Source organism: Vibrio sp. 1CM2L (genome assembly GCF_023161695.1).
GTDB lineage: Bacteria > Pseudomonadota > Gammaproteobacteria > Enterobacterales > Vibrionaceae > Vibrio > Vibrio coralliirubri.
Map to the genome: position 1 here is coordinate 25786 of NZ_JALNTT010000003.1, position 20747 is coordinate 46532.

Sequence of the window (20747 nt, forward strand, 5' to 3'; positions counted from 1 at the left end):
TCACTACTGATTGTAGATTTAAGCGGTGGTGATAAAATAGCGCCCAAAATTTAGTGATATTTGTCTGTTACAGGCTTTGTAATGGCGAGCACTAAAAGAATCACCTACATAATCAAGGTATTTAAATGACGGTTAAAACTCGTTTTGCTCCTAGCCCAACTGGCTATCTTCACGTTGGTGGTGCACGTACTGCACTTTACTCTTGGCTATTCGCTAAGAACCAAGGTGGTGAATTCGTTCTACGTATCGAAGACACGGACCTTGAGCGTAACTCTCAAGAAGCGGTTGATGCAATTCTAGAAGGCATGCAATGGATGGGTATGGAATGGGATGAAGGTCCTTACTACCAATCTAAGCGTTTTGACCGTTACAACGAAATGGTTGATAAGCTACTTGCTGAAGACAAAGCATTCAAATGCTACGCGTCTAAAGAACTGCTTGATGAAATTCGTGCAGAGCAAGAAGAAAACAAAGAGATGGCTCGTTACGATGCTAACCACCCTAAAATTGTTGCAGCAAACGAAGCAGCAAAAGAAGGTGATGCATGCGTTATCCGTTTCCGTAACCCTAAAGAAGGCAGCGTAGTATTTGATGACCAAATCCGTGGTCGCATTGAAATCGCGAACAGCCAACTTGATGACCTAATCATTCGTCGTACAGACGGTGCACCAACATACAACTTCGTAGTGGTAGTGGATGACTGGGATATGGGTATTACACACGTTGTTCGTGGTGAAGACCACATCAACAACACACCTCGTCAAATCAACATCTATGAAGCACTAGGCGCGCCAGTTCCAACTTTCGCTCACTGTGCAATGATTCTTGGTGATGACGGTGCGAAACTTTCTAAGCGTCATGGTGCTGTTTCTGTAATGCAATACCGCGACGAAGGTTACCTACCAAATGCACTAAACAACTACCTAGTTCGTTTAGGTTGGTCTCACGGTGACCAAGAGATCTTCTCTCAAGAAGAGATGATTGAATTCTTCAGCCTGAACGCTATCAGCAAGTCTGCTTCTGCATTCAACACTGACAAGCTACTTTGGTTGAACAACCACTACATCAAGACTTCTGAGCCTGAGTACGTTGCTAAATACCTGCAATGGCACCTAGACGCACAGAAGATCGATACAACAAATGGCCCAGCTATTACTGAAGTGATCAAGCTAGTTGGCGAGCGTTGTAACACGCTTATCGAACTTGCTGAGCAATCTCGTTACTTCTACGAAGGTTTCTCTGAGTTTGAAGCTGGCGCAGCGAAGAAGCACCTACGTGGTGTTGCTAAAGGCCCACTAGAGCTTGCTCTTGCTAAGGTTGAAGCGCTTGAAGATTTCACTACTACAAACATCAAAGACGGTGTGATTGCAGCAGTATGTGAAGAGCTAGAGATCGGCATGGGTAAAATCGGTATGCCACTTCGCGTAGCAGTAACAGGCGGCGGTCAGTCTCCTTCTGTTGATGCAGTGATGGAGCTTGTTGGTAAAGAGCGCGTAATCGCTCGCATCAAGATGGCTCTTGAGTTCATCGCTGAGCGTGAAGCTAACGCTTAATTGAGCGATTGCTAGAATCAAAAAAGGGTCAGTAACTTGGTTACTGACCCTTTTTATTTGTATCGAGTTTTACTATCTGAACGATTTCGTTAGAGTTTGTCGTCGGCAATCATTTGAGTCGCTTGCGTGGCTGTTTTCTTATCGAACAAGATATCCATCATCGCTTTGATGCGTTCCATATCGTCACCAAACTTAGAAAAGTTTCCGCTGTTTGGCGCTTTGAATTCGACATTGCCTACGCGCTGTTGATCTTGATAAGCCGAGATCTTAGCGTCTGCCACAAAGGTTCTGAAATCCCAGCTCCAACGAGAGACATAATCAAGCGTGATGTCCTCTGGATTATGTTCTGAGCCGTCGGCAACGACTTTACATTTGACCTGATTATTCAGACACCAGTCGAGCATGGAATCGAGGAAAACCGAACGAGTTTTCTCGTCTTCAACAATCGTAACCTGTTCGATTGTATTTGCTTCTGGTAGTGCGTTTCCTGAATATTTCGGAGCACTACAACCTGCGAGTAAAACGACAACAGCAGCAACTAACCAGTTTTTCATATCTATCCTAGATTTTTTTGAAGATGATTGAGGTGTTGATTCCGCCAAAAGCGAAGTTGTTGCTCATCAGATATTTAACGTCCAATTCGCGACCAGAGCCTGTGATATAATCGAGCTTGCCGCACTGTTCGTCGATATTCTCAAGATTCAATGTTGGGCTGAACCAACCTGAATGCATCATCTCTAGGCTTAACCAAGCTTCAATCGCACCACACGCGCCAAGCGTATGACCAAAGTAGCTTTTTAATGAGCTGATTGGCACTTCACCAAAAATGTTCGCGGTCGCATTACTTTCCGCAATATCGCCTTTTTCAGTCGCCGTTCCGTGCGCAGATACATAGCCAATCTTTTCAGCCGGAAGTTGCGCATCTTTCAGCGCTTTTTCCATACAAATTTGCATGGTTTCCATCTGAGGTTGTGTTACATGAGCGGCATCGCAGTTGCTGGCAAAGCCGATGATCTCAGCGTAAATCTTCGCACCACGAGCCACGGCATGTTCATACTCTTCAAGAACAAGCGTGCCTGCACCTTCACCGATAACAAGGCCATCGCGCCCACTGTCGTAAGGGCTAGGAGATTTTTTTGGTGTGTCGTTTTTTAAACTGGTAGCAAAAAGGGTATCGAAAACGGCAGACTCAGTTGGGCATAGCTCTTCACCACCACCGGCAACCATCACGGTTTGGTAGCCGTGCTTAATTGCTTCATAGGCATAACCAATCGCTTGGCTTCCTGAAGTACACGCACTGCTGGTGGGAATCACTCGGCCGCGCAGACCGAAGAACAACCCCACGTTGACCGCAGCGGTGTGTGGCATCATTTGAACATAGGTGGTTGCGGTAATCGCACGTGTCGACTTCTCGTTGAGCATCACGCCAAACGCACCAACGGCATCAGTACTGCCGGTTGAAGAACCGTAAGCAATGCCGGTTTCACCATTGGTTAAAATATCGTGGCCGATCAGCCCTGCTTGCTCTAATGCATTTTCTGTCGCAACGGTGGCTAGGCGGGATACTCGTCCCATGCCACGCACTTGTTTACGCTTATAGTGTTTTGGCAGTTGGAAGTCATCAATAGGCGCAGCAAGCTTAGTGTTGAGACCATCGTACTGCTCAAAGCTTGGCATATATTGAGTCGCATTTTCACAGGCTTTTAGTTTTGGCTCTATCTGCTGCCAGTCATTACCAAAGGCAGTAACACCAGACATGCCAGTTACAACAACGCGGCGGGTCATACTAAGCCTCCATTAACTGAAATCACTTGGCGAGTCACATAGCCTGCAATGTCAGACATAAGGTAGCTGACTAGGCCGGCGACTTCTTCAGGCTCGCCCATTCGGCGCAGTGGAACTTGAGGAAGCGCATGATCTTTCACGTGCTCGTCAACCATACCTGTGTCAATTAAGCCAGGAGCCACACAGTTTACCGTGATCTTGCGTTTTGCGAGTTCTAGAGCCAGAGACTTAGTCGCGCCAATCACGCCGGCTTTAGCTGCTGCGTAGTTGGTTTGACCGCGGTTACCCATGATGCCCGATACCGACGCCAGAGTGACGATACGACCGCCTTTGCGTTTCTGTACCATAGGCATCACACATGGGTGGAGCACATTGTAGAAGCTGTCGAGGTTGGTATGAATCACGCCGTCCCACTCTTCTTCTGTCATCGCAGGAAATGCCGTGTCACGAGTAATGCCCGCGTTGTTCACCACACCATAATAAGCGCCATGTTCAGCGATATCAGACTCAAGCTTTTCGCGACACTCGCTGCGGTTGCTGATATCAAATTGGATAAGGCGACCTGCGCCACCCAGTTCGATGATCGACTGCAGCGTCTCTTCTGCACCTTGCTTGTCACCCATGTAATGAACGGCGATTTCAAATCCGTCTTTCGCGAGTTGAATAGCGATCGCTTTACCAATGCCTTTGCTGGCACCAGTGACTAAAACCTGACGGCTCATGATGGGCTCCTAGTTTTCATTTCTTGTAATTTTTGTTCGGTCGGCACGTAGACGTTAAGCTGGCATTGAGCCACTAACTCACCTTGGTCTTCGACTCTTGCGGTAAATACGGCCATACCACTGTCTTCCATAAGCTGTTCGGCATAGATATCAAGGGTCTGACCTTGAGTAAACTCATCACACAGGGATTTATAGCGACGAGAGCCAAGCAGAAAACCGATGGGGGGAGTGGTGCCGCTTTTCAGCGCATGGTATCCAGACCACGCCGCTACAGACTGCGCCATAAACTCGATACCAACATAAGCTGGGACCGTTTGAGATTGGGCGTCAAAGAACAGATTATGGTCACCAATATCGACCTGACAGTGGATCGACAACGCCTCTACGCTGATAGCGCGATCGATTAATATCATCGGATCATCGTGAGGGAGGAGTTGGTCTACAGAAGGGATATCAGTCATTTACTACACCAAAAATCAGGCTAATGTTGTTGCCACCAAAAGCAAACGAGTTGCTTAAGATGTTCTTTACTTTAAGTTTCTGGGTACAGTTTACCAAATCAATCTCAATATCTTCAGCTTTATCCTGACATTTTTGTAAGGGAAGCGGTAAGTCATATTTTAAAATATGCCATGCAATTGCCGCCTCAATCGCACTTGCAGCTCCTAGAGTATGCCCGGTAAGCGGCTTGGTTGAGCTAACGGGAACCTTGTTTGCAAAAATACGATGGATGGCTTTGCTTTCCATTGAATCATTGAGTGGCGTTGCTGTACCATGTGCATTGATATAACCGATCTCTTCTGCTTGTAACTGTGCAGAATATAACGCTTTTTTCATCGCTTGTTCTGCGCCGTTGCCTTCAGGGTGGGGCGCTGAAATATGGTGTGCGTCAGAGCTGTCACCACAGCCTAATAAGGCAATGTTTGATGTGTCTTGCGCTGTATTTACACCGGCTAGTTTTGTTCTGCTGAGCAACATAAATGCCGCCGCTTCGCCGATATTGATACCATCTCGGGTTGCACTAAATGGCTTACAATGTGTCGTTGAGAGTGCTTCCAGACCATGAAACCCATTGAGTGTCAGCTTACATAAGGTATCCACGCCACCGACTAACACAGCATCAGCCATGCCTGAATCTAGCAAACGTTGCGCAGTGAGAAACACACGACCACTGGATGAGCAAGCCGTTGAGACCGCGTAGCTTGGCCCAGTTAATGAACAGTATTGGCTAACGAACTCGGAAGTGTTTCCTAGCTCTTGTTTTGAGTAGTGATAATGCCCGGGAAAAGAATCTTGGTCGAGTTTGTGTTTAAAAGCGGCCTCACCGTCCGAAATTCCCGAAGTACTGGTGCCGATAACCACTGCAATTCTATCTGCGCCAAACTGAGATTTGGCTTGCTCGATAGAGTCTTCAATTTGATTGAGAGCCGACAGCGCCAGTTGATTGTTGCGAGTGGTGTATTGCGTAAGATCTGAAGGAATCGGTGGCAGTTCACCCGCGATCTGACCAACGACAGTATGTTTACCATCGTTCAGCATATCATTTACTTCGACCATATTTGATTCACGCTCATCTTTCAGGCAGCCATGAATGTCCGCAATCTCTGAACCTAGCGCTGAGTGGAAACCACAGTCTTGGATGTAAATAGGCATAGTGTTCAACTCTTACTTGGGTTGTCGACAATCGTTGAATTCAACGTTTGTATGGTGATGGTATAGCCTTGGATCAGATGTTTGAAAACAATCTCTCCAGATGTCTTTGGTTCGCCGACTTTTGCTTGGTATTCAATACGAATAATGGCTTGTTGGTTATCGTCAAAAACGGTTCTTGTTTTGTCGGTATCGACTAGGTGCCAACCTATGCTTTGTAAAGGCTGCGCCCATGCGTCTGCCGGCCATAAGGTCAGCATTAAATTAAATAGTACTTGCTCGGGTTGCGGCAGGGTTGCGCCAAGACCGGACAGAACTTGAGTTTCAATGGCTTGGTTCTGGTATTGCAGCGATAAGATGCGCGTTCCCCAAGAGGAAAAGCCTGCCAAAACCACTTTATCCGGTGTGACTTCAACTTGAACAGGCAGTTGCTGCGTGTCGGTTTCCCACGTAGCGCTAATCAGTTGACTGGCCGTGAGGGAGTACCCCAGTTCAGCTGGCAATGGCAGTGCTAGCTCTGTGTCATTGTTGATAGACACACTGGCACCACTCGGTTGCTGAGAAACCATCGAGCAGGCACTGAGTAGAATACCCACTAGTGTGGCGAAGGTTACCTTTAACGTCTTATTCATCTAAAAGCCTCTCTAGAGGTTGGGCGTTCTACGTTTTTACTACTATTGATCGCGAGCGGAGAAAGTAGCCACGCGACAAAGATGCCTGTCAGAACGGTTACCCCAAAGCTATGAATGGCATGAGTCTGACTCAGTGACAATAAGCCAAACGAGAGTAGTGTAGTGAGGCCTGATAAGGTAATCGCCAATAAGGTGCTTAGTGATTTCTTCTGCTCAGCAAAGAACAGGGTGTAGTCTATGCCAATCCCTAAAATCAGAATCAAGCCCAACAGATTAAACAGGTTCAACGTGGAACCTAAGATACCCGTGACAGCTAAACCTGCCACTCCGGCAATCAATGAAGGCAACAGCATTAATAGGCTTTGCTTCACACCGTAACGCCAGCCTAAAACCATTCCAATAGCGGCTAACGCTATCAATAATAACTCGGTGATTTTGACTCTGTATTCCGCAAAGAGAGCAGAGATTTCATCGGCTTTATTAAGGTATTTAACACCTTGCTGTTGAGCAAAGCCTGAATCGAGCCATTGAGAGAACAGTTCTGAATTTGTGACGTCTTTGATCAAAATGACTGACGCCGCTTGTCCGTCGATAGGTTTTAACCAAAGTGGTCGAACAGGTTCTGACACTGGTGATTCTAAAAATCCAGATACCGTGATTGGCTCGAACTTAGGTAGCTCTGGAAAGCTAGGCCAACCCAGCGTGCTTTGTAATATATGGCTTTGTTGGCCATAGAGTTGTTCAACTAGCTGATAGTTATCATGTTGTTCTTGTTCGCTTAGCAACTGTTGATTGATGCTGCGATACCCTGAGATAGCTTGGCTATCGACTAGGGAATCTAAACTTGTGGTGATTTCTGCCAGTTTTTTGAGTAGCTTCTGGTCGCTCTTAGCAGTCACCAACAGCATATTTTGACCACTGCCTAATCCTGAGATTTCAGTAATGGCTTGCTCTTGCTGTTTGAGTTGCTCTGGCATCGCCTGAAGTTGGCGAATATCGTCGTCGTAACGAATTTGACTGAGTGACATCAGGCTCAAGACTGTCACTGTGAACGGTAAGCCAATTCTAAATTTTTGGTTGCTCCAGAGGCTTAACCAAGTATGCCAAAGCTTCGACAAGGGAAGAGGTCGCTCTTGGCTCGGTTTTGCCGCTAAAACCGGATACCAACACACCACACTGGCGTAAGCTGCGATCAGTCCAATCGACGAAAACAGAGCAAGTTGCTGCAATCCCGGGAAAGGCGCGACCAGCAAACCTAAGTAGCCAATCAAACTGGTGATAAGACCCAAGGTGATCGCAATGAGAATGTGCTTCAAGCCTTTGTCACTTTGCCATTTACTTCCAGCTGCCAAGCGGTCAGTCAGGTAGTGAAAGGAGTAATCGATGGACACGCCAATCAAGCTAGCACCGAACACCAAACTAAACAGATGAACTTTACCGAAGATAGCGACGGTGCTTGCCAGCGCAACCAATAACCCAGTACTGATTGATAGCAAAGATAAGGCAAGTGGTAGGGCACTACGAAACGTCAGCCACACCAATAAAATAACACCTGCCAAAGAGCCCAAACCAATGGTACTGATTTCTGATTTCGCACTTTCGGTACCGTAATTGGCGTAGAACACCACACCGGTATGCTGCACTTTGACGCCAAACTGCTTTTCGATCTCGCGCTCAATTGAATCAAGATCGGGAAGTTGCTCTTGAATGGCCAAGCTATAAGGTGAACCCGCCAAAGTCGCCGTCACCAAAATATGAGTTTGGTCATTAGATTGAGCGGTGAGGTATCCCTCTTTCAGAACAAAGTTACTTGATTGAACGCCAACAGCACTGATGTAGTCGCGAAATAGTAGAAATGGATCCATCGACAGTTCGGCTGCAGTGACGCCTGAGAACGGATTGTACAGAGACTGAATGACGTATTGAGCTCGTGAATCAGGAGAGTGGGTCAGCGTCTCTTTTTGTTGCTGGGTAAGCAGTTGAGCTCGGTGACGAAAGTAGAAATCGCTCCACTGGCTTTGGGTGCTGGCGCTGATTTTGCCTTGAACTTGCTGAAACAGAGTTGGCTGACTTGAAAAGGCTCTTTGGTTGAGAGCTTTTTCAAAAGCGTCGGTCGCAATCATGGCTTGGTCGATGTCGGGGGTGCTGATGATAAATACAACCTGCTCGCTCATCGAGCTGGATATCTGCTGAAAGGCTTGCTCTACCATTGGGTCTTGCTGGTTTTCTGGCAGTAACTTTAGAATGTTGCTTTCAATCGGTACCGACGAAGAAAAAGCGAATTGTTTGATCAACAATCCGCTAAATAGCATGACGACAACAAGCCAAACAAGGGCAAGGCTAGAGTTGGAATTGTTGCGCTTCAGCATCTGATAATACTTCCGGTAGATGGCTCAATTGGCTAAATTCGATCACCGTGCTGTCTCCACGAATCTCTCTCAACTCAATACGTTCAATATCATTTTTACCTTGCAGCGTAATGGCTTCAAATACCGCGTTCATCGGAGCACTTTTCGGCTTTAGAGTGAGTGTCCAAGACTGATTCTCTGTATTTTCATCAGAGCTTGTGACAGTTGTTGGCTCAAAATCGAGTGCGAACTGTTCCTGAAGTTTTTGCGTATCCCCATGAAACACCGACAAGAAGATATGGCTGAAATAAAACGCCATTGGGTTTTCTTTATCGGTGATGATTTTAGCGGGTTGATCGGCAAACCTTTGGCTCAGTTTGTTATCGGTTAGCACCAAGCTCACAGGAAAGGGGGTAGCTTGTGTCCAAAGCAAACCGTTCGACTTATCTAACAGGAAAGTACCTTGTGATGTTAGAGGTTGGGCGAACATTTCCATGTTGCGCGTTTGAGTGAACTCACCACGCACTATGTTGTTTGCGCTTAATACTGTTTGCAGGTCTGAAATAGAGCCGACGGTTGCTGAGTTTTCGTTAGCAATAACAAAGCTACTCGCCATCACAGAGGCAAGCCCTAGTAGTGCGATGCTGATTTTCTTACGTCCGCGCTTAAACAGACTCATGGTTCACCTGCTGCTGTGTGTTAGATATTTGAGATTGCTCGGATTGTTGGTCACTTGATTGTTGTTCGGTTGACTTGAGTAAGCAGCCAAATTGATGCCAGTGCTCGACTTTGTCGGTAAACACTTTCGGTGAAGCAAAGCACATCTCTTGCTCTTCAATAGTCACTGCAACCTGCATGGTGTGTGCTCGAGTCATGCGAGCACCGGTTAGGGCATCATGAATTTCATAATCGACGCGCAGGCGGTTTTCCCACTCGGTGAGCTTCGCCGTGACCTTAATCTTGTGATTAAACGGTATCGCCTTAATGTACTTTACACGCGTGTCGATGATCGGCCACATGTAGCCTGAATCCTTCATCTCATGGTAGTTGTACTCAATCTTATCCATCATGATGCGCCTAACTTCTTCAAAAAATCGGAAGTAGTTGCCGTGATAGATCACGCCCATTGGATCGGCATCTTGGAATGAGGTGATAAGCGTCACCTCAGATTGTAATGGATGAAGAATTTCAGACATAAATCGCTCTCAACAATATTGCGTAAAGGGGCAGCTACTTTATGAAGTTAGCTACTTTATGAGTAAAGTGACCAGTGCTGACTTTGAATACGAGCAATGAAGTGACGTAGATCGCCTTCAAGTGGTCGATCTTCAACGATAAATTCAAACTCTTTAAGCACTTCGTCGCGAATATGCTTTAGGTTCTCACTCATGTGGTGCTCATCAAGCTCATTGTGGCGTTTACGAAGTTCAAGCGCTTGTGTGCCCGCCAGAAGTGATGCTGCCGCAACTTGTTCAGTTAGTTCAAGAACACGCAGACAATCACGAGCCGCAATGGTGCCCATGCTGACTTTGTCTTGGTTGTGACACTCTGTTGAACGAGAGAACACGCTTGCGGGCATGGTGTGTTTCAATGCCTCTGCTGTCCAAGCTGAAACGCCAATCTGTACTGCTTTAAAGCCGTGGTTAATCGGTTTACGTTCGCCTTCAGCGCCCGTTAGGTTAAATGGCAAACCGTTATTGAACTTGTAGTCCATCAGCTGCGCCATTTGGCGATCAAGTAGGTCTGCAAGGTTGGCTACTGCTGTTTTTAGCGTATCCATTGCCATTGCGATATGGCCACCGTAGAAGTGTCCACCGTGCAGTACGCGCTCATTGTCGCCGTCGATAATTGGGTTATCGTTAGCGCTGTTTAGTTCGTTCTCAATCATTTGGCGTAGCCAAGGTAGTGAGTCTTGAACCACACCAATCACATGTGGAGCACAACGCAAAGAGTATCGATCTTGTAGGCGATCACTGTTGCGTGGCGGGCGATCCGCTTGTAAGTCATCACGTAGCCATGCAGCCACTTGCTGTTGACCCGGATGAGGCTTCACTGCAAACAGCGCTTCATCGAAGTGAAAATCATTGCCGTGCATACCGACAGATACCATTGCGGTGATCTTAGTTGATAGCTGAGCTAGGTATTCCGCACGCTTGTAGGCGATACAAGCCAAAGCTGTCATTACTGACGTGCCATTCATCAATGCTAAGCCTTCTTTTGGCTTAAGCTTGATAGGGCTAATACCTAACTCTTTGTAGACGTCACTGGTTGGGCGAACTTCACCTTTGTAGATAACATCGCGCTCGCCGATCAGGGCTGCTGCTAAGTAAGATAGCGGCGTTAAGTCGCCACTGGCACCCACCGATCCTTCTTGAGGAATACGTGGTGAGATGTCTTGGTTAATTAGGGTAACGATCTGGTTGAGCAAATCATGAGTAACACCAGAGACACCTTGTGACAACGAACAAAGACGCGTTGCTAATACTGCACGAGCTTGCTCGTGAGACAGTATTTCACCTAAACCACAACCGTGGAAGCGTGTTAGATGCAGTGGCAATTCATCAACAAGATTTGGTGGAATCGCAACGGTACATGAATCACCGTAGCCCGTTGTCACACCATAGATCACGCCTTCCTCTTTCAGTAGGCGTTCTAAGAAAGCGACACCACGGTCGATCTTAGATGTGAATGCTTCACTTGAGTTCATCGAGGCTTTAGCGCCTTGTGAGATAGCGACAACGTCCTCAATCGTGAGGCGTTCGGCACCAAAGGTGATGCTATTTGGATTCTTTTTCGTCATGGTGCTTGCTCAATGTCCAAAAATTAAAAAAGTTGTACCACTGAAGCGGTGCTTTCAGTGTGTAGTGCTGAAGTCGGTCTGCGTATTTCTGCACGACTTGCTGTAAAGATTGTTCGCGAGTCTTTCTTGGTAGTTCTATCTTGTCGCTAAAATGCTCGAAATAGACATTAAAGTGCGGCTTGGATTGTGAATCATCACGTAGTCCAAATAATAGAAATACTGGCGCTTTGAGAATCGAGGCTAACATAAATGGCCCTTGAGGGAAGGGCGCTTCCTTACCTAAGAACTCCGCCCATACTGAGCGACTCTCTTTGCTGGTGGAGGTTCTATCGCCAACAATCACAATCCACTCGCCTTGCTCCAACTTCTGTTGCAACAAGATAGCGGTATCAGGTCCCATTGATGTCACCTGAATCAAATTTAAATCAGATTGCGGGTTAACCGCTTTCATTACGGAATTAAAACGTTCAGCGTGTTCTGTAAAAACCAGAGCGTTGATTTTGATGTTCGAGTGTCTGCGGCCCAAAGCTCGGCACAGCTCAATATTACCAAGGTGAGATCCAAGGATTAGCACACCTTGCTTATTTGCCACCATGCTCTCGAATTGGTCTTGGCCATGAATTGTCAGGTTATCTGCCGAGAAATCACCTTTCCATGCCGCCAGTTTGTCTAACATCGTATGGCCAAACGAAAGCAGATGGTTATAGCTGGTTAGCTCCGCAGGTAACTCAATATTTTGTTGCTCTGCGTAAGCCTTTAGTTGAAACAGGTACTGTTCTGAGGCGTTTCGTGCGCGTTTGCCCGTAAGGTGGTAGTAACGCATCACACCACGCAAAATTAGGTTGAATACACTGCGACCTAACAGGGTGTAAATGGCTAGTAACAGCTTGATGCCAAGTACGGTGCCGCGTTCTTGAGTGCGGGACCAATGGGGCTGTTCTGACTCGTTGTTGTTTGATCCAGCCCGGGAATCTTGGTTTTGACCATCTTCAGCAGACGTTGATTTGAAATGGCGAGCAATCAGCTTTGGTGCTCTTGGCAACATGCCGAAGAACAATCGCGTGTGCATCCAGCTGATTTTTACGTTGTCCCACAGCGCATCGAAATGAGAGATGCCGTTTTCAGGGTAGATAACTCGTGTTTCAACGAAGTCGATGTCGCAGCCTTCCCAATACAGGCGAACCAGAATCTCGATATCGAAGTCCATTCGAGACCCAACATCGTATTTACTGAGCACTGCTTGTGTCTGGTTGATTGGATACGCTCTAAAGCCACACATGCTGTCTTTAATTGCTAAAGAAAGGGTTTCTATCCATACCCAAATGTGTGTCGCGTAGCGCCCATAGAGCCTTGCCTTGGGTACGCTCTCGTCATACACAGGTTGACCTGATATCAAGCGCTGATGTTTGTCTTGCGAAGCTTGGATTAATGCGGGTAGTGCTTCAAGGTCGTGTTGACCGTCAGCATCAATCTGTATGGCATGACTAAAACCGAGCTCTTGCGCTCGCTTGATGCCAGCTTTTACAGCGACGCCTTTGCCTTGGTTCTGTTCCAGTGTCACCAAAGTTACGCTTGGGCTATCGGCAAGTGGAGCCAGAAACTGCTTAGTCGCGAGTTCGCTGCCATCGTCAACGATGATGATCGGCAATTCAAAATGATGGAGTGAAGAAACCACCGCAGGCATGGTTGCGCCATGGTTAAAGCACGGAATCAAGAAGCAAGCGTTATAGCTGCTCTCCCTAAGTTGGTGCTGAGAAGTAGCCTCGACGGGAGTGCTATTCACTTTTCTCTCCCAGCTTCATTTTGCCTGAAGAGTGAGTCTGTTCGCCGTTGTTCGAGGTGTAGCTGAAGCTTAATTTATCTTTGTCAGCATCCCACTTGAGTGACAGTTGTATGGTCGAGTCGGGCAGGATAGGCTCTTGGAATTTGATGACCTCCATGCCTTTAAAGCAACCAGGGACATTCAGCTCTTGGACTGCATAGTAAAGCGCCCAATCAATCTGTGTAACACCCGGAAGAATAGGGAAGCTCTTGAAGTGCCCCTTAAAATCGGTGATGTCTCCATTAACATGGAGTGTCAGGGTCGATTCATTCTCTGCAGTGTCAACAGCAATGATGTTTGGCTTTCTCTTATCCATAGCGTGTGCTTAGAATCCTTGGGCTGAAAATGGGTGTTCTGACAAAAATATAAAAAGATAAACTCAGTGTAAAACACGATAAGCGATTTCTATGATTTTACGAGCTGCTCTATGTGAGAGGTTAATCGCTTACCTTGGCTGTTGAGAGGAATCTCATCAACCACTCGATACTTTCTCGGGATGGCGATTGGCTCTAACCATTTTCTGAGTTCTGAACGCAGCATCAACCAGAACTTACCTCTGCTCATGGTAGCGAGCGTCGCTTGGCCTTCATTTGATAATACCAAAACCGACGCCAAGATTAAGCGTTCAGGCCCTTCAAATGGAATCACCACGCATTCACTTATCCAAGGCAGTTGTTCTAGTCGCTTTTCGACTTCAACCAGTGATACTCGTTTTTCTTCTATCTTGATCACTCGATCGGTTCGGCCTTTCAATATGAATTGATTGCTCGAGACCATTTCGCACTCATCGGCGGTTTGATACCAGTTGTTTTTGTCGATGTACGGCGACAATAACTTAATGCAATTCTCACTGTTGAGACTAGCCTCAAGACAGTCAAAAAGTTGCCAAGGTGTTTGAGCGCTCTCTTGCTGACGAAATGCGATACCACCGGTTTCTGTGCTGCCAAAGACTTCAATCGGTAAATGACCAAGCAGGCTACGTGATTGGTGAGCCGACTCGGTTGGTAACGGACCACCAGAAGAGAACACACCAGCAAGCTGTGACGATTTTGTTTCGTGCTTTAATCGTTTGAGCAGAGCAGGGCTGCTGATCAGCACACAGTTTTTATTGGCGTGAGACAAGATCTGCTCTGGGTACTCAAGGTTGTTCCGAGCAAATGGAACACCAGAGCATAGAGGCCATAAGATTCGAAATAACAGACCATAGATATGTTGGTGCGAGACCGTGCTGTGAACTTGTTTTCCCTTCAGTATTCCGCCCCAGTTCTTATCTAGCTGAGCTGTCTCAATATCTAGGTGTTCTAGTGTTTTATTGATTGCCTTGGGTGTGCCGCTGGAACCAGACGTAAACAGGGTCAATTGGATGGCTGCCAAATCAATGGTCGCAAGATTATCGATTAGAGGTTGTTTTGACGAGGTGCTTGAGTCCAATAAGTTTTGGATATTGAGAACGTCACTAACCTCAACTTCACCAATCGAGTCATCAACTAACAAGCAATCAAAATGTTCACTCAATTCGCCAAGCGCACAGGGCTGGTAGTTCCCCGGCAAGATGATGTGTTTTTGGCTGACGGCACATGCCAAAAAAGTCACCGAAAATTGATAGCTGTCTTGGGTGCAAATCGCAACTCGTTGAAAAGGGGATGAAGATAAAAGGTGCACGAGTTGAGATAAGTCGGTGTTAAATGCTTGCCACGTAATCTCGCTATTGTCGTCAAAGCAAACAATAGAATCTGGCGATCTTTTCTGGCTGAGAAGTTCAGACAAGGAAGTGTAAGAGACGGTTTGGGTCATAACAATTTAACTCTGACGAATGCGCTGTCTTACTATCCACTCTCCTGCAAAGAGTAACCCTGCGAATAAATAGCTGAGTAAGCCATTGTATAGGGTCCATATCTCAAGAGGTTGGAAGCAGGTGTAAAGGGCAATAGAGCCATTGATAACAAAGAACAAACACCAAACTTTGGTGACTTTTCGTGTGTAATCAATGCCACTTTGTGGAAGTTCAGGCTCTTGGAGTCGAGCAAGACGCTCGATAATCGTTTGCGGTTGCCAAAGGCTTGAAGCGAACACAACCAACATACAAACGTTAACGATGACGGGGTAATAGGTTAACCAGCCATGCTGCTTGAAGGTTAATCCTAATGCCAGCAGAACAATCCCCGCGCTACCACTGATCCAAGCTAAGTGTTTTAGCTCTTTGATTTTGGCCTGACCGCCAGTGAAAATACGGACAGCAAAGATAACGGCCAAGACGATACCAACGGTTTGTAGGCCAAACTTGTTGAGTCCAAAGTAAACCGCTATTGGATAAGTGAAAAGTATGATTGCCGACAGTAAAGTCAGCAGAGGACGCATTATGCGTCCTTCAACAGTTCAACCACAGACTCTACAACGTCATTAACGGTGCGTACTGCTTTGAACTCTTCAGGTTTGATCTTCTTACCTGTTACGTTCTGTAGGTGAACGACCAAATCAACCGCATCAATGCTGTCTAGGTCTAGATCAAGATAAAGGTGTGCTTCAGGCGTGATATCTTCAGCATCAAGCTCGAACAGCTCAATCAGCGCATCTTTAACCTGGTTGTATACTTCTTGTTGGTTAGCTTGTGTCATAAAGATCTGTCTAGTTGTTCGTTTGAGATGAGATGTAATTTGCTAGGTTTTCAACGGATGCAAAGTGCTGGCGAGTGTTTGAATCGTCGGCATCGATAACAATGTTGTACTTTTTCTTGATAGCAAGACCAAGCTCTAGCGCGTCAATAGAGTCTAATCCAAGTCCATCACCAAATAGTGGAGCTTCCGTTTCAATCTCATCAATGCTCATGTCTTCAAGATTCAATGCGTCGATGATCAGTTGTTTCAGTTCGTTGTGTAATGTTTCCACTTTGGCCTACTTAATGCTTTATCTGAATGCTGCTTTAAGGGGGCGATTCTACATTATGCGATGTATTTTCGAAATGCTGATATCGCCAGTTGCTTTATTGATGAGCTAAATGCTTTCTTCGGAAGGGAAAATAGAGTGTGCAAGGTGATGATTAAGGCGCCTTGCTGCCGAAGTTAAGTTATTTGAATTCTCAATAAATGGTGCGACTTCTATTTTACCTTTCACCGCGATATGAAAAAAGGGTTTCGTCGCAGGAACTTGATACCATTTTTTCTCTTTCGTTAAGAATGTCGGAGAAACCGTAATATGAATCACGCGCAAATCGGTCTGTGTTCGAGTGGCGATTTGTGCGGCCCCACGTTGTAAGGATGGTTCAATTCCTGGCGTTGTGCGAGTTCCTTCGGGAAAAACCAGCAGCACATTGCCACGTGAGAAACGTTCTTCACAGCGCTCTAAAAGATCGTCAGGGGCTTGGTTGGGTATATAACCCGCCGCTTTGACAATCCTTTTCATAAAAGGGTTTTCCCAAATTGCGGCCTTAACGAGGCAATCACATTGAGGAAGTTGAGAAGCGATAAGGACATAGTCGATTAAGCTAGGGTGATTGGCGACGATGATGCAGTTACGATCTTCACGTAATAGATCCGCGCCATCAATTCGGTAATCAATCGCGCCGGTGAACTTCATGATTTGGCAAAAGGCGCTGAATGAGAAGCGAATCAATCGCTGCGCTTTAAGCTCTCTTTTAATGGTATTGGGAGTAGTTAGCGCGATAGTAGGTAAGATTAAGAAGCTCAATACTAAGCCACCTAGACCAAAGATGGTAAAGCACAGCCCTGTTGCGAATACTCGCCAATATTGGTCGATTTTGCTCATGATTGTGGGCCTGTCTCGGTGTTATTTATCCACGACCAAGTTTGGTGCTTGCCAGCAATAGCCCACTTATTTGTACCCAATAAGATATGTTGGAGCGTTTGTAGCCCTTGTGGTAACTGGGAAGGTGCTTGGTTGGCTTCTACTGCTCTAGCAATAGAGTATTCACTGCCAGCGGTGAGCACGAGGCCCAGAGCGTAATCCGCATAGTGTTGTGTTTCGTACTCTTGGTAAAGCTCAGGCAAAGGCTGGTCGAAGTCAATGACGAGTACACGATGTGACGGATACTGATGTAGGTAAAGATAGGCTTCGATCAGAGCGTTGTGGAAAGTATCTTGCCCTGCGGCGATTGAAGTCAGTGGAATCGGCGCTTTGGCGGCAATGGTGGTTAGACCGGCTGCGGTATTATGTACTGACTGTGAGAACGCCATCGGCGAGGCATCGTCACCTTCTAATATCGACTGAATCAAAGTGGCAGTTCGGTGCAGCTCACCATGTCGGCTAGCAAAGACAAGATAATCAATCGAGGTGTCTTTTAATAAGGTTAACGCGGTTTGGACGGCAAGTTTGCTTTGCACACTCATTCGACGGCGCATCATTGGAGGGATAGCTTTAAATTCAGTTGAGCCATCTTGTGGCCAATCTAAATTAGTGCTCCACGCTTGCCATTGGGTAACAGAATTGAGACCAGCCGAATTTGCAGACCATTTCTCAATATTAAACGACATTAATTGGGATTGATTTGACATAGAGTATTGATTTGCTTTGGGTCTAACTAAATACTATGCGCGCTTATAAATAAACACAGATAAGGAATTTAAATGAAATTACTAAAAATAGCGGTTTCAATGTTATTCATATTCGTTCTTGCAGGATGTGGACGCGTCCAACCTGTAATGAATGTTGAGGATACTCCAGTTGCACTGAATCTTCAAAGTAAACAGGTTAAATCAGCTATTTATGAATCGGCTGAAAATCGAGGCTGGTTGGTTTCAGAAATAAAGCCTGGCTTGATACGTGCTGAGTTGTATGTTCGTTCGCACCACGCTGTGGTTGAAATTCCTTATAGTGATAAGTTTTACTCTATTCTTTACGTTGAGTCAGAGAATTTGAAGTACGACGATGGTGAAATACACCGTAATTACAACCGTTGGGTTAATAACTTAAACGTTGATATTAAACGTAAGCTTGCACAAATGGCAGCTGAGTAACTCTCTATTATTTAAAGTTAGGTTTTTCGTGTCGGAATATAAATTAGATCCATTCAACGCATTAGAAGCAAAAACAGAAGCGCAGAAATTGTCGTTCGCTCCTATTGTTTTTCATACTGCTCGTACACTTCGTGATTTAGGCATCTTGAAAGCGTTAGATGACGCGGGCAACGAGGGTTTGCCAGCAGAGTCGATCTCTGAATCAACTGGTGTCTCTGAGTACGGCGTGAAAGTCCTGCTCGATATGGCGTTAAGTGCGCATATTGTTACTTGGGACAAACCTAACTACAAAATGGCCAACCTTGGCTTCTACCTTCTGCACGATGGCATGACCAACGCAAACATGGATTTTACGGCCGATGTTTGTTACGCCGCGATGATGCATCTAACCGAAGCGATTGAAGAGGGCACACCTGCTGGCTTGAAAGAGCTTGGAGATTGGGAAACCATTTATCAAGGCTTGTCTCAATTGCCAGAAAAAGCAAAAGAGAGCTGGTTCAAGTTCGATCACTTCTATTCTGATCGCTCGTTCCCAGTATTACTTGAAAAAGTCTTCAGTAAGAAGCCTAAATCGCTGGTGGATATTGGCGGCAATACAGGCAAGTGGGCAATGCAGTGTTGCAACCACAATTCTGATGTTGAAGTGACGATTGTTGATTTGCCACAGCAGTTAGAAATGGCAATGGCAAACGCAACGCAGCATGGTCATCAAGACCGAGTAACGCCATTCCCAGCGAATATGTTGGATAAGCAGCAAGCGCTGCCAATGGGCGCGGATGTGTGGTGGATGAGCCAGTTCCTTGATTGCTTCTCGCCCATGGAGATTCTGAGTATATTAAAGCGTGTTCGCTCTCATATGTCAGAAGACGCGACTGTCTATATCCTTGAACTGTTTTGGGATGCACAGAAATACGATGCGGCTTCTTATAGCTTAAACGCGACGTCTCTCTACTTTACCTGCTTGGCAAATGGCAACAGCCGTTTTTACCGCAGTGAAGATTTCTTAGAGATCGTTGAAGAAGCGGGCTTTGAAGTGGTAACGCGTACCGACGATATCGGTCTTGGTCACACGCTTCTTGAATTGAAAGCTGGTGCGCAATAAAAATAACAAACATGGCTTAAATAATGAAAAAACTATCAACTCAAGTGGTGATCATCGGAGCTGGGCCGTCAGGTTCAATTGCTGCGTCTTTGCTTCATAAAAAAGGCATCGATGTTCGAGTGATTGAAAAGAGCGTATTCCCTCGCTTTTCTATTGGTGAAAGCCTATTACCCGCTTGCATGGAAGTGATTGAACAGGCTGGGATGACTGATGCAGTGATCAACGCCAACTTCCAATACAAAGATGGCGCAGCCTTTCGCAAAAATGGCGTTTATACGGCGTTCAATTTTGAAGACAAGTTCTCTTCTGGTCCAGGAACCACGTTTCAGGTTCAGCGAGGTGCCTTTGATAAGGTATTGGCAGATACGGCTGAGTCGCAGGGTGTCAGCATTGATTATCAACATGAGTTGATGGGTATTAACTTCACTGAAGACAGTACCATTTTAGATGTGCAAGTGTTGGGTGGAGAGCGCTATCAACTAGAAGCGCAATACGTGCTAGATGGCAGTGGTTTTGGCCGAGTGCTACCGAAAATGCTTAACTTGGAAGAGCCGTCATCACTTCCTCCACGCAAAGCTATTTTTACGCACATTAACGATCATATTGCAGAGGTTGATACCAACCTCGAATATGACCGCAATAAAATCCTGATCTCAGTACACCCAAGCAACCCTGATGTTTGGTATTGGTTGATCCCGTTTAGTAACGGTGTCTCTTCGTTTGGTGTGGTAGGCGAGCCTAAGTTCTTTGAATCCTATCCAGAAGACAAGATAGCTGCCATTAAACAGCTAGCGGCAGAAGAGCCGGGCTTAGCCGAAATTCTGGCAAATGCCGAATATCCAAACCCTGCAGGTGAAATTGGTGGCTATTCTGCCAATGTAAAACATCTGGCGACGGATAAGTACGCGTTGCTTGGCAATGCTGGTGAGTTCCTTGACCCGGTATTTTCATCCGGCGTGACAATTGCGATGAAGTCGGCTCAGTTTGCGGTTGAGTGTGTTGAAAAGCAGCTTAACGGTGAACACGTCGATTGGAAGCGCGATTATGCAGATCCGTTGATGGTTGGCGTAAACACCTTTAGGACATATGTTGAGGGGTGGTACTCAGGTACTTTACAGGACGTGATTTTCTATCAAGATCCAAACCCAAAGATTAAGCAGATGGTGTGCTCAATTCTGGCGGGCTACGCATGGGATCAAACCAACCCTTATGTTAAGGAATCTAAGCGCCGCCTCACAACATTGGCAGAGATATGCCGAAGCTAGGTGGTCTATTTAGTGTGGACAACACGCTAAAGCACCAGATGCTTAGCCTAAAAATAAAAACAGCCGCAATGTGCGGCTGTTTTTGTATGTGAACAATA

22 protein-coding genes are annotated in these 20747 nt (G+C 46.1%); 4 read left to right on the top strand and 18 right to left on the bottom strand.

From position 1 onward, the window contains the following. Window positions 1-125: 125 nt before the first annotated feature. The gene (gltX, locus tag MSG34_RS10180) at window positions 126-1553 is read left to right on the top strand and encodes a glutamate--tRNA ligase (RefSeq protein ID WP_248337284.1); all 1428 of its coding nucleotides are present in this window, start codon (window positions 126-128) and stop codon (window positions 1551-1553) included. 89 nt (window positions 1554-1642) lie between these two features. Here the strand turns inward: gltX and MSG34_RS10185 are convergent, their stop codons facing one another. The 18 genes from MSG34_RS10185 to MSG34_RS10270 form a co-directional block, all read right to left on the bottom strand. Beyond that, window positions 1643-2107, bottom strand: coding sequence for an Sbal_3080 family lipoprotein (locus MSG34_RS10185; protein ID WP_248337286.1), 465 nt, complete (start codon window positions 2105-2107; stop codon window positions 1643-1645). 7 nt (window positions 2108-2114) lie between these two features. Next, window positions 2115-3338: a beta-ketoacyl-ACP synthase gene (locus MSG34_RS10190; RefSeq protein ID WP_193841652.1), complete on the bottom strand. Its 1224-nt coding sequence runs from the start codon at window positions 3336-3338 to the stop codon at window positions 2115-2117. Further along, complete coding sequence (locus MSG34_RS10195; RefSeq protein ID WP_048611283.1) at window positions 3335-4060, bottom strand: 3-ketoacyl-ACP reductase FabG2; 726 nt, start codon at window positions 4058-4060, stop codon at window positions 3335-3337. The genes MSG34_RS10190 and MSG34_RS10195 overlap by 4 nt, the downstream gene beginning before the upstream one ends. Then, on the bottom strand, window positions 4057-4521 hold the full coding sequence (locus tag MSG34_RS10200) for a hotdog family protein (protein ID WP_248337288.1): 465 nt from the start codon (window positions 4519-4521) through the stop codon (window positions 4057-4059). Before MSG34_RS10200 ends, MSG34_RS10195 begins: the two co-directional genes overlap by 4 nt. After that, window positions 4514-5713: a beta-ketoacyl-[acyl-carrier-protein] synthase family protein gene (locus MSG34_RS10205; RefSeq protein WP_248337290.1), complete on the bottom strand. Its 1200-nt coding sequence runs from the start codon at window positions 5711-5713 to the stop codon at window positions 4514-4516. Before MSG34_RS10205 ends, MSG34_RS10200 begins: the two co-directional genes overlap by 8 nt. Window positions 5714-5718: 5 nt before the next feature. After that, window positions 5719-6342 carry a DUF3261 domain-containing protein gene (locus MSG34_RS10210; protein WP_248337292.1) on the bottom strand — a complete coding sequence of 208 codons (624 nt, stop codon included), beginning with the start codon at window positions 6340-6342 and terminating at the stop codon, window positions 5719-5721. Further along, on the bottom strand, window positions 6339-8711 hold the full coding sequence (locus tag MSG34_RS10215; RefSeq protein ID WP_248337293.1) for an MMPL family transporter: 2373 nt from the start codon (window positions 8709-8711) through the stop codon (window positions 6339-6341). Before MSG34_RS10215 ends, MSG34_RS10210 begins: the two co-directional genes overlap by 4 nt. Then, complete coding sequence (locus MSG34_RS10220; RefSeq protein ID WP_050620615.1) at window positions 8683-9369, bottom strand: outer membrane lipoprotein carrier protein LolA; 687 nt, start codon at window positions 9367-9369, stop codon at window positions 8683-8685. Before MSG34_RS10220 ends, MSG34_RS10215 begins: the two co-directional genes overlap by 29 nt. After that, window positions 9356-9886 (bottom strand): acyl-CoA thioesterase, encoded by a 531-nt coding sequence (locus tag MSG34_RS10225; protein ID WP_050643085.1) that lies wholly within the window; start codon window positions 9884-9886, stop codon window positions 9356-9358. Before MSG34_RS10225 ends, MSG34_RS10220 begins: the two co-directional genes overlap by 14 nt. Window positions 9887-9942: 56 nt before the next feature. After that, window positions 9943-11490, bottom strand: coding sequence for an aromatic amino acid ammonia-lyase (locus tag MSG34_RS10230; RefSeq protein ID WP_050654250.1), 1548 nt, complete (start codon window positions 11488-11490; stop codon window positions 9943-9945). Beyond that, on the bottom strand, window positions 11468-13273 hold the full coding sequence (locus tag MSG34_RS10235; protein ID WP_248337295.1) for a glycosyltransferase family 2 protein: 1806 nt from the start codon (window positions 13271-13273) through the stop codon (window positions 11468-11470). Before MSG34_RS10235 ends, MSG34_RS10230 begins: the two co-directional genes overlap by 23 nt. Beyond that, window positions 13266-13628 carry a 3-hydroxyacyl-ACP dehydratase gene (locus MSG34_RS10240; protein ID WP_248337297.1) on the bottom strand — a complete coding sequence of 121 codons (363 nt, stop codon included), beginning with the start codon at window positions 13626-13628 and terminating at the stop codon, window positions 13266-13268. Before MSG34_RS10240 ends, MSG34_RS10235 begins: the two co-directional genes overlap by 8 nt. Window positions 13629-13717: 89 nt before the next feature. Continuing rightward, a complete protein-coding gene (locus MSG34_RS10245) occupies window positions 13718-15106 on the bottom strand; it encodes an AMP-binding protein (RefSeq protein WP_248337298.1) in 1389 nt (462 codons plus the stop codon). Between the two features lie 6 nt (window positions 15107-15112). Next, on the bottom strand, window positions 15113-15670 hold the full coding sequence (locus tag MSG34_RS10250; protein ID WP_050633644.1) for a septation protein IspZ: 558 nt from the start codon (window positions 15668-15670) through the stop codon (window positions 15113-15115). Continuing rightward, entirely contained in the window at window positions 15670-15927 is a 258-nt protein-coding gene (locus MSG34_RS10255) for an acyl carrier protein (protein ID WP_004739745.1), read from the bottom strand. Before MSG34_RS10255 ends, MSG34_RS10250 begins: the two co-directional genes overlap by 1 nt. Before the next feature lie 10 nt (window positions 15928-15937). After that, window positions 15938-16198, bottom strand: a complete 261-nt coding sequence (locus MSG34_RS10260; protein WP_004736154.1) for a phosphopantetheine-binding protein — start codon at window positions 16196-16198, stop codon at window positions 15938-15940. Between the two features lie 105 nt (window positions 16199-16303). Beyond that, the gene (locus tag MSG34_RS10265) at window positions 16304-17074 is read right to left on the bottom strand and encodes a lysophospholipid acyltransferase family protein (RefSeq protein ID WP_248337300.1); all 771 of its coding nucleotides are present in this window, start codon (window positions 17072-17074) and stop codon (window positions 16304-16306) included. After that, window positions 17071-17820, bottom strand: a complete 750-nt coding sequence (locus MSG34_RS10270; RefSeq protein ID WP_248337302.1) for a beta-ketoacyl synthase chain length factor — start codon at window positions 17818-17820, stop codon at window positions 17071-17073. Before MSG34_RS10270 ends, MSG34_RS10265 begins: the two co-directional genes overlap by 4 nt. A gap of 72 nt (window positions 17821-17892) precedes the next feature. On the opposite strand from MSG34_RS10270, the gene MSG34_RS10275 reads away from it, so the two are divergent. From MSG34_RS10275 to MSG34_RS10285, 3 genes are read left to right on the top strand one after another with little or no spacing between them, the layout of a single operon-like run. Then, the gene (locus tag MSG34_RS10275) at window positions 17893-18282 is read left to right on the top strand and encodes a hypothetical protein (RefSeq protein ID WP_019824137.1); all 390 of its coding nucleotides are present in this window, start codon (window positions 17893-17895) and stop codon (window positions 18280-18282) included. 28 nt (window positions 18283-18310) lie between these two features. Then, a complete protein-coding gene (locus MSG34_RS10280) occupies window positions 18311-19384 on the top strand; it encodes a methyltransferase (protein WP_122081958.1) in 1074 nt (357 codons plus the stop codon). Between the two features lie 23 nt (window positions 19385-19407). Further along, window positions 19408-20649 carry an NAD(P)/FAD-dependent oxidoreductase gene (locus MSG34_RS10285; RefSeq protein ID WP_248337304.1) on the top strand — a complete coding sequence of 414 codons (1242 nt, stop codon included), beginning with the start codon at window positions 19408-19410 and terminating at the stop codon, window positions 20647-20649. Window positions 20650-20747 lie beyond the last annotated feature (98 nt).